Genomic DNA, 14,879 nt, shown 5'->3' with positions numbered 1-14,879 from the left:
GCGCATAAAATGTTAAGCTCGCGCCCCACGAAAATGCCGCCGGCCACCCGCTGGTGCGAGCCCGATAAACCAGGTAGGGCGCCTGCCGCCCTACCCAAACAGGCTGTTGAAAACACCACCCAGGTAGCAGTTGCTTCGTGAAAACAGGCTGAAAATGCTCGTATACAGCGGTGAACTCCGCTTTTCTCACCTGTTTTGGGGCTGCCATCAGCCCCGCATCGGCTGCCTCGCCCACGTTTTTCAATGACCTGGTAAACCGGAACCCGCGACACAGATGATCGACTTCGGCCTCCCAGATTATGAACGCAGCAGTGCTCGCCTTGCCCCCTCGCGCCCGGTAGTGCTGTGCCTGTCCGGCCACGACCCGAGCGGAGGCGCCGGCCTGCAGGCGGACATCGAAGCGCTGCTGGCACAGAGCTGCCATGCCGCCCCAGCGGTTACCGCCCTGACCGTGCAGGACACGGTCGATGTCAGCGACTTCCGCGTGCTCGACCGCGACTGGGTGCTGGCCCAGGCCAATGCGGTGATCGCCGACATGCCGGTAGCCGCAGTCAAGCTGGGTATGCTCGGCTCGGTGGAAATGGTCGAAACCGTGCTGATGATCATGGACAAACTGCCAGGCGTGCCGCTGGTCTGCGACCCGGTACTGCGTGCCGGCGGTGGCGGTGCCCTGGGCAAGGACGAAGTTGGTTTCGCCATGCGCGAGCGTCTGTTCGCGGTATCCACCATCGCCACGCCCAACCTGCCGGAAGCACGCATCCTCGCCGACCTGCCAGACGGCACGGCCGATGAATGCGCCAACCGGCTGCTGCCGCACATCCGCCACCTGCTGATCACCGGTGGCCATGGCGACGAAAGCGATGTGGTGCATAACCGGCTGTACCTGCGCGATGGCAGCCAGCACACCTTCACCTGCCCGCGCTTGCCCGGCAGCTACCACGGCTCCGGCTGCACCCTGGCCAGCACCCTCGCCGGACGCATAGCCCTTGGACAGGATTTGATCAGTGCGGTCGAAACTGCCCTGGATTACACCTGGCGCACCCTGCGCGACGCCGAGCGACCGGGCCGCGGTCAGTACGTACCACGCCGCCTGCCACTGGACTTCTGCTGATGGCCGCGCCCATCAGGTTGCGCGGCCTGTACGCCATCACCGATAGCCAGTTGCTCGCCGGTGGCAAGCTGCTGCCCTATGTCGAGGCTGCCCTGGCTGGCGGCGCGCGCGTGCTGCAGTACCGTGACAAGTCCGGCGATGAAGCACGCCGCCTGCGCGAGGCCGAGGCCCTGCGCAGCCTCTGCGAACGCTACGGCGCTGCGTTGATCATCAACGACGATGCCGAGCTGGCCGCCCGCCTGGGCGTCGGCCTGCACCTGGGCCAGGAGGATGGCTCGCTGGCCGTGGCCCGCGCCCTGCTGGGACGCCAAGCGATCATCGGCGGCACCTGCCACGCCCGCCTGGAGCTGGCCGAGCAGGCGGCCCGCGAAGGCGCCAGCTATGTGGCCTTCGGGCGATTCTTCAACTCCCACACCAAACCTGGCGCACCGGCAGCCACTGCCGAGCTGCTGGCCAGTGCCAAGGCGCGCGTGCAACTGCCGATCGTCGCCATCGGTGGCATCGACCTGCACAACGCCGCTCCCTTGATAGAAAGGGGTGCCAGCATGCTCGCGGTGATCCACGCCCTGTTCGCCGCCGATTCGGCTGCAGAGGTCGAACGCCGCGCGCGCGCCTTCAGCGCCCTGTTCCAACCGGCCTAATTCATTTTCAAGAGGCTCCATCATGTCCCGCTCCGAAATCCTCTTCGCCAACGCCCAGAAACACATCCCCGGCGGCGTCAACTCGCCGGTTCGCGCCTTCAGGAGCGTTGGCGGCACGCCACTGTTCTTCAAGCACGCGGAAGGCGCCTACGTGACGGACGAGGATGACAAGCGCTATGTCGATTACGTCGGCTCCTGGGGGCCGATGATCCTTGGCCACAGCCACCCTGAAGTGATCGACGCAGTACGCCGCCAGCTCGACCATGGCCTGTCCTATGGCGCGCCGACCGCCATGGAAACCGAAATGGCCGACCTGGTCTGCGCACTGGTGCCGTCCATGGAAATGGTGCGCATGGTCAGCTCCGGCACCGAGGCGACCATGAGCGCCATCCGTCTGGCGCGTGGCTACACCGGCCGCGACAGCATCATCAAGTTCGAAGGCTGCTACCACGGCCACTCCGACAGCTTGCTGGTCAAAGCCGGCTCCGGTGCACTGACCCAGGGCGTGCCGAACTCCGCGGGCGTGCCAGCGGCCTTCGCCAAGCACACCCTGACCCTGCCGTTCAACGACATCGATGCGGTCGCCGACATGCTCGGCAAGGTCGGTAGCGAGGTCGCCTGCATCATCGTCGAGCCGGTCGCCGGCAACATGAACTGCGTACCGCCAGCACCCGGCTTCCTCGAGGGCCTGCGCAGCCTGTGCGACAAGCACGGCGTGGTACTGATCTTCGACGAAGTGATGACCGGCTTCCGGGTGTCCCTCGGCGGTGCCCAGGCGCATTACGGCGTGACGCCGGACCTGTCGACCTTCGGCAAGATCATCGGCGGCGGCATGCCGGTGGGCTGCTTCGGCGGCAAGCGCGCGATCATGGAACGCATCGCTCCCCTCGGCCCGGTCTACCAGGCCGGCACGCTGTCCGGCAACCCGCTGGCCATGGCCGCCGGCCTGACCACCCTGAAGCTGATAAGCCGGCCTGGCTTCCACGCCGAACTGAGCGACTACACCAGTACACTGCTGCAGGGCCTGCAGGATCGTGCCGATGCGGCCGCCATCCCGTTCGTCACCACCCAGGCGGGCGGCATGTTCGGGCTGTATTTCAGCGGCGCTGACGACATCGTCACCTTCGACGACGTGATGGCCAGCGATGCAGAGCGCTTCAAGCGTTTCTTCCACCTGATGCTGGAAGGCGGCGTCTACCTGGCACCGAGTGCTTTCGAGGCAGGTTTCACCTCCATCGCCCACGGCGAGGCCGAGCTGAAACTGACTCTGGACGCCGCCGAACGCGCGTTCGCCAACCTCAAACAGGCATGATGAGCGGTCAGCAGCGTGCGGCGGACCTTCATTGCCGCGCATAATGGTGGAACCTGTCGTTGTGCGGCTGATCGTCTATAAGAGGCGTCAGCCGCCGATTCGAGCCAAATCGGGGTACGATTCGCACGCGACAGCGATGCGCGCGCGCCACGATGGGGCAGAAAAGCAGGCAAACACTTTGTAAGAACGCTGCGGCTTATTTCATAATGTGATGGCGGACTCATTCTTTCCGCCGTCATTCACCCTGTCAGCACCTCGAGGTATCTGGATCTTCATGAAGCGCACCGGCCGCACCCTGTCTCTGGGCTGCCTGTTGCTCCTGCTGCCATTGCTTGCACTGGCGGACGGAAACTCATTGCTGATCCCGGCGACCGGCAGCTGTTCGCTGAACGTCGCCCCCGAAGACCTGCCAGACGCCCTGCAGGCCTGCCAGCAGAGTGCCGACGGCGGCGACGCCCAGGCGCAATACGAGCTTGGCGAATTCTATTACGACGGCAGGGCCACCGAGCGCGACCTCGCCCAAGCACTCAACTGGTTCGAGCGCGCATCGCTACAGGGGCATGCGCAGGCGCAATACCATCTGGGCATGATGTTCTTTCGTGGCGAAGGCGTGGCCGCCAACAACGTGCAGGCCTATATCGTGCTGAAGATGGCTGCGGTCAATGGCTCGGACGAAGCCATGGACAGCGCTGACGAAGTGTCCCTGCAGATGCCCAGAGCGGAACTGGAAGTGGCCACCCAGGTACTGGGGCAGATCTTCCGCAACTACCTGCAGGAACTGCAGGCCGCCGATGGCCTCTCCCCTTTCGCACCGCTGAAATAGCAACGGCGGTGCAACGAAAAGCCGTAGCGCGAGCTGCGGATCGCTTGCGCTGAAACCTATTTTTCCGGCATGGGCATGGGAAACGGCATGATGTTGCCTCCACCCTTGGCCTCGCTGATCTTCGGCGTACCCAGACGCTCGACTTCGTCGATGCGCACGATCGAATGCATGGGCACGAAACTGCGCACCACGCCATCGAACTGAGCCTTGAGCTTTTCTTCGCTTGGGTCGACGACGACCTGGGTACGTTCGCCGAAGACGAATTCCTCGATTTCCAGGAAGCCCCACAGATCGCTCTGGAAGATCTGCTTGGCATACATCTCGTACACCTGGCCCTGATTGAGGAAAATCACCTTGTAGATCGGTTCACGCTTGGTCATGGGTAACGATTGGCTGGCAGTCGAAAAGAGCGCGAATCTTAGCACGGCTCTCGACTGCTTCGTCGCCCCTCTTGTCCATCGATTGTGGCCTCTGTCGACCAAGCCCCCTATAATGCGCGGTCATTTTCCGGGCTGGCCTGCATGGCCGTCGCCGAGGCGACGTCGGAGATGTTTCCTGAACACCTTTTCAATCATTCCAGGCAGTGCCATGACCAAGAAGCTCTATATCGAAACCCACGGTTGCCAGATGAACGAGTACGACAGCTCGCGCATGGTCGACCTGCTGGGCGAGCATCAGGCTCTGGAAGTGACCGATCGCCCGGAAGACGCCGACGTCATCCTGCTCAATACCTGCTCGATCCGCGAAAAAGCCCAGGACAAGGTGTTCTCCCAGCTCGGCCGCTGGCGTGAGCTGAAGCTGGAAAACCCGGATCTGGTGATCGGCGTCGGTGGCTGCGTGGCCAGCCAGGAAGGCGCGGCGATTCGCGACCGCGCGCCCTACGTCGATGTGGTGTTCGGCCCGCAGACCCTGCATCGCCTGCCGGAGATGATCGACGCCGCGCGCAGCACCAAGATCGCTCAGGTGGATATTTCCTTCCCGGAGATCGAGAAATTCGACCGCCTGCCCGAGCCACGAGTCGACGGCCCCAGCGCCTTCGTATCGGTGATGGAAGGCTGCAGCAAGTACTGCACATTCTGCGTGGTGCCCTATACCCGCGGCGAAGAAGTCAGCCGACCGCTGGACGATGTGCTGGCCGAAATCATCCATCTGGCCGAGAACGGCGTGCGTGAGCTCACCCTGCTCGGCCAGAACGTCAACGGTTACCGCGGCACCACGCGCGACGGCGGTATCGCCGACTTCGCCGAGCTGCTTTACCTGGTAGCCGCCGTCGATGGCATCGATCGCATTCGCTACATCACCAGCCACCCGCTGGAATTTTCCGACGCGCTGATCAAGGCTCACGCCGAGATCCCGGAGCTGGTGAAATTCCTTCATTTGCCCGTGCAGTCGGGCTCGGACCGCATTCTGGCGGCGATGAAGCGCAACCATACGGCGCTGGAATACAAGTCGCGCATCCGCAAACTGCGGGCGGCAGTGCCGGACATCGTCATCAGCTCGGACTTCATCATCGGTTTCCCGGGCGAGACCGAGAAGGATTTCCAGCAGACCATGAAGCTGGTGGAGGACGTCGGTTTCGACTTCTCCTACTCGTTCATGTACAGCTCGCGTCCCGGTACGCCGGCCGCCGACCTTGTCGACGAAACCCCGGAAGAAGTGAAGAAAGAGCGCCTGCAGATGCTGCAGCACCGCCTCAACCAGCAAGGCTTCGAAAACAGCCGTCGCATGGTCGGCAGCGTGCAGCGCATTCTGGTCAGCGACTTCTCGAAAAAGGACCCGGGCAAGCTGCAGGGCAAGACCGAGAACAACCGTTTCGTCAACTTCCAGTGCGACAATCCGCGGCTGATCGGCCAGTTCGTCGATGTGCATATCGACGAAGCGATGCCGCATTCGCTGCGTGGCACACTGATCGAGCGCCACTGAGCCCTTCGCCCAGCGAAGGCAGCCAGCCACAAGCGCAGCGCGGTCGTCGGCCGCGCTTTCCCCCGGCGACAGCTAGCGCTATTCTCTGCCTTCAACCCAGCCGACTGGCGGCCAAAATACGACTTTGAATACTTCCATAGAACCTCATCGCTTCACCCTCGAACCTTTCGAAGCCAAGCGCTTCGCCAATCTCAGCGGGCAATTCGACGAGCACCTGCGCCTGATCGAATCTCGTCTGGGTATCGAAATCCGCAATCGCGGCAATCAGTTCGAACTGCTTGGCGAGGCGCAACAGACCCAATCTGCTGAAAATCTGTTGCGCCGTCTCTATCGCGAAACTGACAGCACAGAGCTGTCGCCGGATATGGTGCACCTGTTCCTGCAGGAGTCGGGCATCGAGGAGCTGAACAACCCCAGCGCCCATCTCAACATCGCCCTGCGCACCCGCAAGGGCATGATCCGGCCACGCGGGGCCAACCAGCAGCTCTACGTCAAGGCGATCCTCGACCACGACATCAATTTCGGCATCGGCCCGGCTGGCACCGGCAAGACCTACCTTGCCGTCGCTGCTGCAGTGGACGCGCTGGAACGTGAGCAGATCCGCCGTATCCTGCTGGTGCGTCCGGCGGTCGAGGCCGGCGAGAAGCTCGGCTTCCTGCCAGGTGACCTGTCGCAGAAGATCGACCCCTACCTGCGCCCGCTGTATGACGCGCTCTACGAGATGCTCGGTTTCGAGCAGGTCGCCAAACTGATCGAGAAACAGGTGATCGAGGTTGCGCCGCTGGCCTACATGCGCGGCCGCACGCTGAACAACAGTTTCATCATTCTCGATGAGAGCCAGAACACCACGATGGAACAGATGAAAATGTTCCTGACCCGGATCGGCTTCGGCTCCACCGCAGTGATCACCGGCGACATCACCCAGGTCGACCTGCCGCGCGGAACCAAGAGCGGCCTGACTCACGTGATCGACGTGCTCAAAGGCGTGCCTGGCATCAGCTTCACCCACTTCAAGCCCAAGGACGTGGTGCGCCACCCCCTCGTGCAACGCATCGTCGAGGCCTACGAGCGCTTCGATGCCGAACATCAGCCGTTTGACCGCCGGCCGGCGGACAACGACCCGGGTGCCAGGTCCGACAGATGATCGAGCTGGATCTGCAGGTCGCCAGTGACGGCGACCACCTACCCACCATTGGTGCCTTTCAAGCCTGGTGTGAGCTGGCCCTACGCCAGCGCACGGCAGACTCGGAGCTGACTATCCGCCTGGTCGACGAGACCGAAGGCCGCGAACTCAATCACACCTGGCGACACAAGGATTACGCCACCAACGTATTGTCCTTTCCCGCCGACGTGCCTGATGATTTGCTGGATATCCCGTTGCTTGGCGACCTGGTGATCTGCGTGCCGGTGGTCGAGCGCGAGGCTATCGAGCAAGGCAAGACGCTGGAGGCGCACTGGGCGCATCTGGTGATACACGGCTGCCTGCACCTGCTCGGCTATGACCACATCGATGATGAGGAAGCCGAGGAGATGGAAGCGCTGGAACGATTATTGCTCGCCGAGCTGGGTCATCCCGACCCGTACGCCGGCGACGAATGAAAGCAAGGATCCCGAGTAAACCCCCATGAGCGAAGACCGATCGAGCAACGAGCAAAAGTCCTGGCTGAACAAGCTGACCCAGGCTTTTGCTCATGAGCCGAAGAACCGCCAGGAACTGCTGGAAGTCCTGCGCGATGCGCATCAGAACAAACTGCTCGACAGCGAGGCCCTGGCCATCGTCGAGGGCGCCATTCAGGTCGCGGACCTGCAGGTCCGCGACATCATGGTGCCGCGCTCCCAGGTGGTCACCATCAAGGCCACCCAGTCCCCGAAAGAATTCCTCCCGGTGATCATCGAGGCGGCGCACTCGCGCTACCCGGTGATCGGCGAGAGCCTCGATGACGTACTCGGCATCCTCCTCGCCAAGGATCTGCTGCCGCTGCTGCTCGGCGACCAGCCCGACTTCAACATCCGCGACATGCTGCGCCCGGCCACCTTCGTGCCTGAGTCCAAGCGCCTCAACGTGCTGCTGCGCGAGTTCCGCGCCAATCACAACCACATGGCGGTGGTGATCGACGAATACGGTGGCGTCGCCGGCCTGGTGACCATCGAAGACGTGCTCGAGCAGATCGTCGGTGATATCGAGGACGAACATGATGTCGAGGAAGACAGCTACGTCAAGCCGCTGCCCAGCGGCGACTTCCTGGTCAAGGCGCTGACGCCCATCGATCACTTCAACGAAGCCTTCACCACCGACTTCTCGGATGACGAATTCGACACCGTCGGCGGCCTGGTGATGAGCGCCTTCGGTCATTTGCCCAAGCGCAACGAAGTGACGGTGATCGGCGAGTTCCGCTTTCGCGTGCTGAACGCCGACAGCCGCCGCGTGCACCTGCTGCGTCTGACGCCGCTGGCGCGCTGACACGCTGTAGCGCCCTGCCAGGCGGGGCGCCTGCCACTCTCCTCTTTCGAGCATTCCGATGAATCGACTGTTCCGCCCCGGCTGGCCCGGCAATCTGATCGCTCTGCTGGCAGGTGCGCTGACCACCCTGGCGCTGGCACCCTACGACATCTGGCCGCTGGTGCTGCTGTCGATCGCCCTGCTCTACCGCGGCCTGCGTGAACTGACACCACGCCAGGCAGCATGGCGCGGCTGGTGGTACGGTTTCGGCCTGTTCGCCTCCGGCACCAGCTGGGTATACGTGAGCATTCACGACTACGGCGCCGCTTCGCCGCCCCTGGCTGCCTTTCTGACTCTGGGCTTCGTCGCCGGGCTCGGTCTGTTCTTCGCACTGGCCACCTGGTTGTGGGCACGCTGGCTACGCCGCGATGCAGCGCTGGCAACCGATGCCTTGGCGTTCGCCGCCCTGTGGGTTGCCCAGGAAGCATTTCGAGGCTGGTTTCTCACCGGGTTCCCCTGGCTCTACGCAGGTTACAGCCAACTGGACGGGCCACTGGCTGGTCTGGCTCCGGTAGGCGGTGTGTGGCTGCTGTCTTTTGCCCTGGCGCTGAGCGCTGCACTGCTCGTCAACCTGCCACGCCTGTACCGGCACAAGCCGCAATTGGCCGTGGCTCTGGCGCTGCTGATCGCGCCCTGGCTGGTCGGCGCTCTGCTCAAGGGTCATGCCTGGACTTCACCTGCCGGCGAGCCGCTGAGCGTCGCGGCGATTCAAGGCAATGTCGAGCAGAATCTCAAATGGGACCCGGCGCAGCTCAACGCACAATTGGCGCTGTACCGAGACATGAGTTTCAGCAGCAAACCGACCGACTTGCTGATCTGGCCGGAAACCGCCGTGCCGGTCCTCAAGGAACAGGCCATCGGCTACCTCAGCGTGATGGACCGCTTCGCCAGTGACCGTCAGAGCGCGCTGATCACCGGTGTGCCGATCCGCCAGCCCAACGAGCGTGGTGAGCTGCGTTACTACAATGGCGTCAGCGTGGTGGGCCAGGGCAGCGGCGATTACCTAAAGCAGCGCCTGGTACCGTTCGGTGAGTACGTGCCGCTGCAGGAAGTCTTGCGCGGCCTGATCGCTTTCTTCGACCTGCCGATGTCCGACTTCGCCCGCGGCGAGCACGACCAGCCCCTGCTGGAAGCCAAAGGACAGCGCATCGCGACCTTCATCTGCTACGAAGTGGTCTACCCGGAGTTCGCTGCCGAAATGGCCGCGCAGAGCGACCTGCTGCTGACGGTGAGCAACGACACCTGGTTCGGTAAATCCATCGGCCCACTGCAACATCTGCAAATGGCGCAGATGCGTGCTCTGGAAGCGGGTCGCTGGATGATCCGCGCCACCAACAATGGGGTGACCGCATTGATCGACCCGTTCGGCCAGATCACCGAGCGCCTGCCGCAGTTCGAACAGGGCACGCTGTACGGTGAAGTGCAGCCCATGCAGCACCTGACGCCCTACCTGCAGTGGCGCTCCTGGCCGCTGATCGTCCTCTGCAGCCTGCTGGCGGCCTGGGCCCTGATTCAGCGCCGCCGGGATGCGGTATAACGCCAAGGGCAGACCGGGCTGAGCCGGACGGCGGGCTCGGCGGTGGGCTGAAGCCCACCCTACCCCAGGGCATGAACGTAGGGTGGCGCTTTAGCCCACCAAAACCATTCAACGCCGATAGTGGCCGGAGGTTCAAAGCATGCGCTTCGGCACCTCGGGCTGTAGGCGCTGTGGTGGTGGGCTGAAGCCCACCCTACTCCCAGGGGCATGAACCGTAGGGTGGCGCTTTAGCCCACCAAAGCCATTCAACGCCGATAGTGGCCGGACATTCAGAGCATGCGCTTCGGCACCTCGGGCTGTAGGCGCTGTGGTGGTGGGCTGAAGCCCACCCTACCCCAGGGCATGAACCGTAGGGTGGCGCTTTAGCCCACCAAAGCCATTCATGCCTATGGTGGCCGGACGTTCAGAGGATGCGCTTCGGCACCTCGGGCTCTGGGTGTTACGGCGGTGGGCTGAAGCCCACCCTACCCCAGGGCATGAACGTAGGGTGGCGCTTTAGCCCACCAAAGCCATTCAACGCCGATAGTGGCCGGAGGTTCAAAGCATGCGCTTCGGCACCTCGGGCTGTGGGCGCTGTGGTGGTGGGCTGAAGCCCACCCTACCCCCAGGGCATGAAACGTAGGGTGGCGCTTTAGCCCACCAAAACCATTCATGCCTATGGTGGCCGGACGTTCAGAGGATGCGCTTCGGCACCTCGGGCTCTGGGTGTTACGGCGGTGGGCTGAAGCCCACCCTACCCCAGGGCATAAAACGTAGGGTGGCGCTTCAGCCCACCAAAACCATTCAACGCCGATAGTGGCCGGAGGTTCAAAGCATGCGCTTCGGCACCTCGGGCTGTGGGCGGTTTGGGTGGTGGGCCGAAGCCCACCGGGGCGCGTGTGTCGCGGGCTTGACGCACCCCGGGAGCTTACGCCCGCAAGGCAACGGATAGGCTTGCGCCCCATCGAATCGTTCACCACTAACGCCGGTAAGCCAGCGGATAGGCCAGCGAGCCGATCGCTTCGTTGAGCAACAAGGTGCTTTGCCAGAAAGCCTTGCCCTCTGGCAGCCAGCCACCCAGGGGGCGGTCATTGGGTACGCCGATGAACCCCACGGGTGCGGCTACCACCTCGAAGCCCGCCTGCTCGAAACTCCAGCGCGAACGTGGCATGTGCCAGGCCTGGGTAACCAGCACCACGCGGCGCACGCCTTCGGGCTGCAGCATGGCAGCGCTTTCCTGCGCATTTTCCCAGGTGGTGCGGCTGCGCTCTTCGCGCCAACGCACTTCGCCCCCCAGATCCTCGCGCATCACCTCGGCCATCAGCGCCGCCTCGCTCGGCGGTCGACCGAAATGCAGCCCGCCAGTGGTCAGAACCGGCAACCCGGAGGCCTTGGCCAGGCGTGCTGCATAGCGGGTGCGCTCCAGCGCCATCGCACTGGGCTGATCGCCGCCCCAGGCCGGGTCGGCAGAATCGCGCCCGCCACCCAGAACGATGATGGCGTCCGCATGCTGCGCCAGGCCAGCCCACTGTTCATGGGCCACCGCCGGCTCACGCTCTATCGCTCGCGCCATCCACTCCACGGTGATCGGCAGGCTCATCAGCCACAGGCCACCCAGGCCGACCGTGAAACAGCAGGCCGCCAGACGCGGAAAGCGCCGACGCAGAAACCAGGCGAGTAACAGCAGAAGCAGAAGAATGCCGGGCGGCATGAAGAATTGCTTGAGCATGTAGCGAAGCGGCATCGAGCACCTCCGGGAAAGGGTCGAAGCCTAGAGGCTGGCGCCGTTTCAGCGCAAGCCGGCAATCGTCGAGACGCAGAAGCGATGTCGACAGCAGCTACGCCTCGGGCAGAACCACCGCGGATGGCCGCCATGGCTGGCCCGGATGAGAAACCTGGTGGCGCTTGAACGGAGGCGCCAGTGGCTCCAGGCTCACCATGCCTGAGCGATACTGCTGCGCTGCAGTGGCGTGCCAGCCCTTCAACCAGTCCTGATCACTGGCCAGATAGGCCCTGATCAGTTCCAGCTCGGCAACGGACAGACCGCGCACCTCCATATCCCCGGACGGCTTGTCGGACAGACGCGCCAGACTGTCGGCATCATCGAGCGCCAGCGTCAGCCGCTGCAGCAATCGTCCGTAAGGATCGTCCTGGTTTTCAATACCTGTCGAATGCCCCATCGCACACCTCGTGGCTGGACGCCATCAGGCAAGCTTAGCGTTCGCTCCGCAGAGAGCCGGGTACCGCGACAAACGGTGATGCCCCCGCCCGACAGAGCAATCAGCGTTTCCCTCCGTCAAGGGGGGTCATGTATGCTACGGCGTTTCCCGAAAGCCCCTTTCCCTAGCGCAAAGTAGCCATGCACGAACAGTATCAGCCACGCGAAATCGAAGCCGCCGCGCAATCCCACTGGGATTCGCAGAACTCCTTTGTAGTCAGCGAACAGCCCGGCAAGGAGACGTTCTACTGTCTGTCGATGTTCCCCTACCCGAGCGGCAAGCTACACATGGGGCACGTGCGCAACTACACCATCGGCGACGTGATAGCGCGTTACCAGCGCATGCAGGGCAAGAACGTCCTGCAGCCCATGGGCTGGGACGCTTTCGGCATGCCGGCGGAAAACGCCGCGATGAAGAACAACGTGGCGCCGGCCAAGTGGACCTACGAAAACATCGATTACATGAAGACCCAGCTCAAGAGCCTGGGCCTGGCCATCGACTGGACCCGTGAAGTCACCACCTGCAAGCCGGACTACTACCGCTGGGAACAATGGCTGTTCACCCGCCTGTTCGAAAAAGGCGTGATCTATCGCAAGAACGGCACCGTCAACTGGGACCCGGTCGACCAGACCGTGCTCGCCAACGAGCAGGTCATCGACGGCCGCGGCTGGCGTTCCGGCGCGGTGATCGAGAAGCGCGAAATCCCCATGTACTACTTCAAGATCACCGCCTACGCGGATGAACTTCTGAGTAGTCTGGATGAGCTGGATGGCTGGCCTGAACAGGTCAAGACCATGCAGCGCAACTGGATCGGCAAATCGCGCGGCATGGAAGTCCAGTTCCCCTACGATCAGGCGTCCATCGGCGAAACCGGCACCCTGAAGGTGTTCACTACCCGCCCCGATACCCTGATGGGTGCGACTTACGTCGCCGTGGCCGCCGAACATCCGCTGGCCACTCTGGCGGCGCAGAACGACCCCGAATTGCAAGCGTTCATCGCCGAATGCAAAGGCGGCAGCGTGGCTGAAGCCGACGTTGCCACCCAGGAGAAGAAGGGCCGGCCGACCTCGCTGTTCGTCGCACACCCGCTGACTGGCGAAAAGCTGCCGGTCTGGGTCGCCAACTACGTGCTGATGCACTACGGCGACGGCGCAGTCATGGCCGTACCCGCTCACGACGAGCGCGATTTCGAATTCGCCATCAAGTACCAGTTGCCGATCAAGGCCGTGGTACGGACCAGTGCCGGTGACGAAACACCTGCACCCTGGCAGGCCGCGTACAACGAACATGGTCAACTGATCAACTCCGGCGAATTCGACGGCCTGGATTTCGAAGGCGCATTCGACGCCATCGAGGCGGCGCTGATCCGCAAGGAACTGGGCAAATCGCGCACCCAGTTCCGTTTGCGCGACTGGGGCATCAGCCGCCAGCGCTACTGGGGCTGCCCGATCCCGATCATCCACTGCGATACCTGCGGTGACGTGCCGGTGCCGGAAGATCAGCTGCCGGTCGTGCTGCCCGAAGACGTGGTGCCGGACGGCGCCGGCTCGCCCCTGGCACGCATGCCCGAGTTCTACGCATGCAACTGCCCGAAATGCGGCGCACCGGCCAAGCGTGAAACCGACACCATGGACACCTTCGTGGAATCGTCCTGGTACTTCGCACGCTACGCCTCGCCACACTACACCGGCGGCATGGTCGACCCGGCCGCAGCCAACCACTGGCTGCCGGTGGACCAGTACATCGGTGGCATCGAACACGCGATTCTGCACCTGCTCTATGCGCGCTTCTTCCACAAGCTGATGCGTGACGAAGGCCTGCTGTCGTCCAACGAGCCGTTCAAGAACCTGCTGACCCAGGGCATGGTGGTTGCCGAAACCTACTACCGCACCCTGGATAACGGCGGCAAGGACTGGTTCAACCCGGCCGATGTCACCGTCGAGCGTGATGCCAAGGGCAAGGTGATCGCTGCCAAGCTGGCAAGCGACGGCCTGCCGGTAGAGATCGGCGGCACCGAGAAGATGTCCAAGTCGAAGAACAACGGCGTCGACCCCCAGGCGATGATCGATGCCTACGGTGCCGATACCTGCCGTCTGTTCATGATGTTCGCATCGCCACCGGACATGAGCTGCGAATGGTCCGACGCCGGCATCGAAGGCGCCAACCGCTTCCTGCGCCGTGTCTGGCGCCTGGCCCAGAGCCACGTCAGCCAGGGCCTGCCGGGGGTGCTGGATACCACCAGGCTGGATGACGCGGGCAAGGAAGTGCGCCGCGCCATCCACCTGGCGATCAAGCAGGCTTCCCAGGATGTTGGCCAGCACCACAAGTTCAACACGGCCATCGCTCAGGTGATGACCCTGATGAACGTGCTGGAAAAGGCGCCTCAGGACACCGACCAGCAGCGCGCCCTGCTTCAGGAAGGCCTGGAAACCGTCGCCCTGCTGCTTGCCCCGATCACCCCGCACATCAGCCACGAACTGTGGCAGGAGCTGGGTCACGAGGAAGCGATCATCGACGCCTCCTGGCCAGCCGTGGACGAATCGGCTCTGGTGCAGGACAGCCTGCAACTGGTGATTCAGGTCAACGGCAAGCTGCGCGGCCAGATCGACGTGCCGGCCGACGCCAGCCGCGAAGCGGTCGAAGCCGCTGCGCGCAGCAACGAAAACGTACAACGCTTCACCGAAGGGCTGACGATCCGCAAGGTCATCGTGGTGCCCGGCAAGCTGGTCAACATCGTCGCCAACTGAGGCGACAACTGAGGTGTCGGCATGCTGCCGGCACCGGGTCAACGTATCGGCAACGCAGGCACCCGTGCCTGCCCATGCTGGCCAGCG

General features: G+C 63.3%; 13 protein-coding genes. 10 read left to right on the top strand and 3 right to left on the bottom strand.

All coding sequences use genetic code 11. From position 1 onward, the window contains the following. Positions 1-274: 274 nt before the first annotated feature. The 4 genes from FHR27_RS00460 (at position 275) to FHR27_RS00445 (ending at position 3,887) form a co-directional block, all read left to right on the top strand. On the top strand, positions 275-1,111 hold the full coding sequence (locus FHR27_RS00460) for a bifunctional hydroxymethylpyrimidine kinase/phosphomethylpyrimidine kinase (RefSeq protein ID WP_042555157.1): 837 nt from the start codon (positions 275-277) through the stop codon (positions 1,109-1,111). Between the two features lie 11 nt (positions 1,112-1,122). After that, positions 1,123-1,752, top strand: a complete 630-nt coding sequence (gene thiE / locus FHR27_RS00455; protein ID WP_179540000.1) for a thiamine phosphate synthase — start codon at positions 1,123-1,125, stop codon at positions 1,750-1,752. 22 nt (positions 1,753-1,774) lie between these two features. Continuing rightward, positions 1,775-3,064 (top strand): glutamate-1-semialdehyde 2,1-aminomutase, encoded by a 1,290-nt coding sequence (hemL, locus tag FHR27_RS00450; protein ID WP_042555155.1) that lies wholly within the window; start codon positions 1,775-1,777, stop codon positions 3,062-3,064. A gap of 274 nt (positions 3,065-3,338) precedes the next feature. Continuing rightward, positions 3,339-3,887, top strand: a complete 549-nt coding sequence (locus FHR27_RS00445; RefSeq protein ID WP_042555154.1) for a tetratricopeptide repeat protein — start codon at positions 3,339-3,341, stop codon at positions 3,885-3,887. Positions 3,888-3,943: 56 nt separating this feature from the next. Here FHR27_RS00445 and FHR27_RS00440 read toward each other — a convergent pair whose 3' ends face one another. Next, a complete protein-coding gene (locus tag FHR27_RS00440) occupies positions 3,944-4,267 on the bottom strand; it encodes a DUF1820 family protein (protein ID WP_042555153.1) in 324 nt (107 codons plus the stop codon). Positions 4,268-4,475: 208 nt separating this feature from the next. Here FHR27_RS00440 and miaB point away from each other — a divergent pair, with 208 nt between their 5' ends. From miaB to lnt, 5 genes are all read left to right on the top strand, one after another. Continuing rightward, positions 4,476-5,810, top strand: coding sequence for a tRNA (N6-isopentenyl adenosine(37)-C2)-methylthiotransferase MiaB (gene miaB / locus FHR27_RS00435; protein WP_179537506.1), 1,335 nt, complete (start codon positions 4,476-4,478; stop codon positions 5,808-5,810). Positions 5,811-5,934: 124 nt separating this feature from the next. Beyond that, complete coding sequence (locus tag FHR27_RS00430; protein ID WP_042555151.1) at positions 5,935-6,954, top strand: PhoH family protein; 1,020 nt, start codon at positions 5,935-5,937, stop codon at positions 6,952-6,954. Next, a complete protein-coding gene (ybeY, locus tag FHR27_RS00425; RefSeq protein ID WP_042555150.1) occupies positions 6,951-7,409 on the top strand; it encodes an rRNA maturation RNase YbeY in 459 nt (152 codons plus the stop codon). Before FHR27_RS00430 ends, ybeY begins: the two co-directional genes overlap by 4 nt. A gap of 25 nt (positions 7,410-7,434) precedes the next feature. Next, positions 7,435-8,271 (top strand): HlyC/CorC family transporter, encoded by an 837-nt coding sequence (locus tag FHR27_RS00420; RefSeq protein ID WP_042555149.1) that lies wholly within the window; start codon positions 7,435-7,437, stop codon positions 8,269-8,271. Positions 8,272-8,329: 58 nt separating this feature from the next. Beyond that, positions 8,330-9,847 carry an apolipoprotein N-acyltransferase gene (gene lnt / locus FHR27_RS00415; RefSeq protein WP_179537505.1) on the top strand — a complete coding sequence of 506 codons (1,518 nt, stop codon included), beginning with the start codon at positions 8,330-8,332 and terminating at the stop codon, positions 9,845-9,847. 958 nt (positions 9,848-10,805) lie between these two features. Here lnt and FHR27_RS00410 read toward each other — a convergent pair. Together FHR27_RS00410 and FHR27_RS00405 are read right to left on the bottom strand one after the other, a co-directional pair. Then, positions 10,806-11,570, bottom strand: coding sequence for a YdcF family protein (locus FHR27_RS00410; RefSeq protein ID WP_179537504.1), 765 nt, complete (start codon positions 11,568-11,570; stop codon positions 10,806-10,808). Positions 11,571-11,664: 94 nt separating this feature from the next. Beyond that, entirely contained in the window at positions 11,665-12,006 is a 342-nt protein-coding gene (locus FHR27_RS00405; RefSeq protein ID WP_179537503.1) for a hypothetical protein, read from the bottom strand. Positions 12,007-12,185: 179 nt separating this feature from the next. Here FHR27_RS00405 and leuS point away from each other — a divergent pair, with 179 nt between their 5' ends. Then, a complete protein-coding gene (leuS, locus tag FHR27_RS00400) occupies positions 12,186-14,792 on the top strand; it encodes a leucine--tRNA ligase (RefSeq protein ID WP_179537502.1) in 2,607 nt (868 codons plus the stop codon). Positions 14,793-14,879: the final 87 nt, after the last annotated feature.

It is taken from the genome of Pseudomonas flavescens (genome assembly GCF_013408425.1).
GTDB classification, from domain to species: domain Bacteria; phylum Pseudomonadota; class Gammaproteobacteria; order Pseudomonadales; family Pseudomonadaceae; genus Aquipseudomonas; species Aquipseudomonas fulva_A.
Note: the sequence above shows the minus strand (reverse complement) of the source record. Positions and strands in the feature narration are given on the sequence as shown.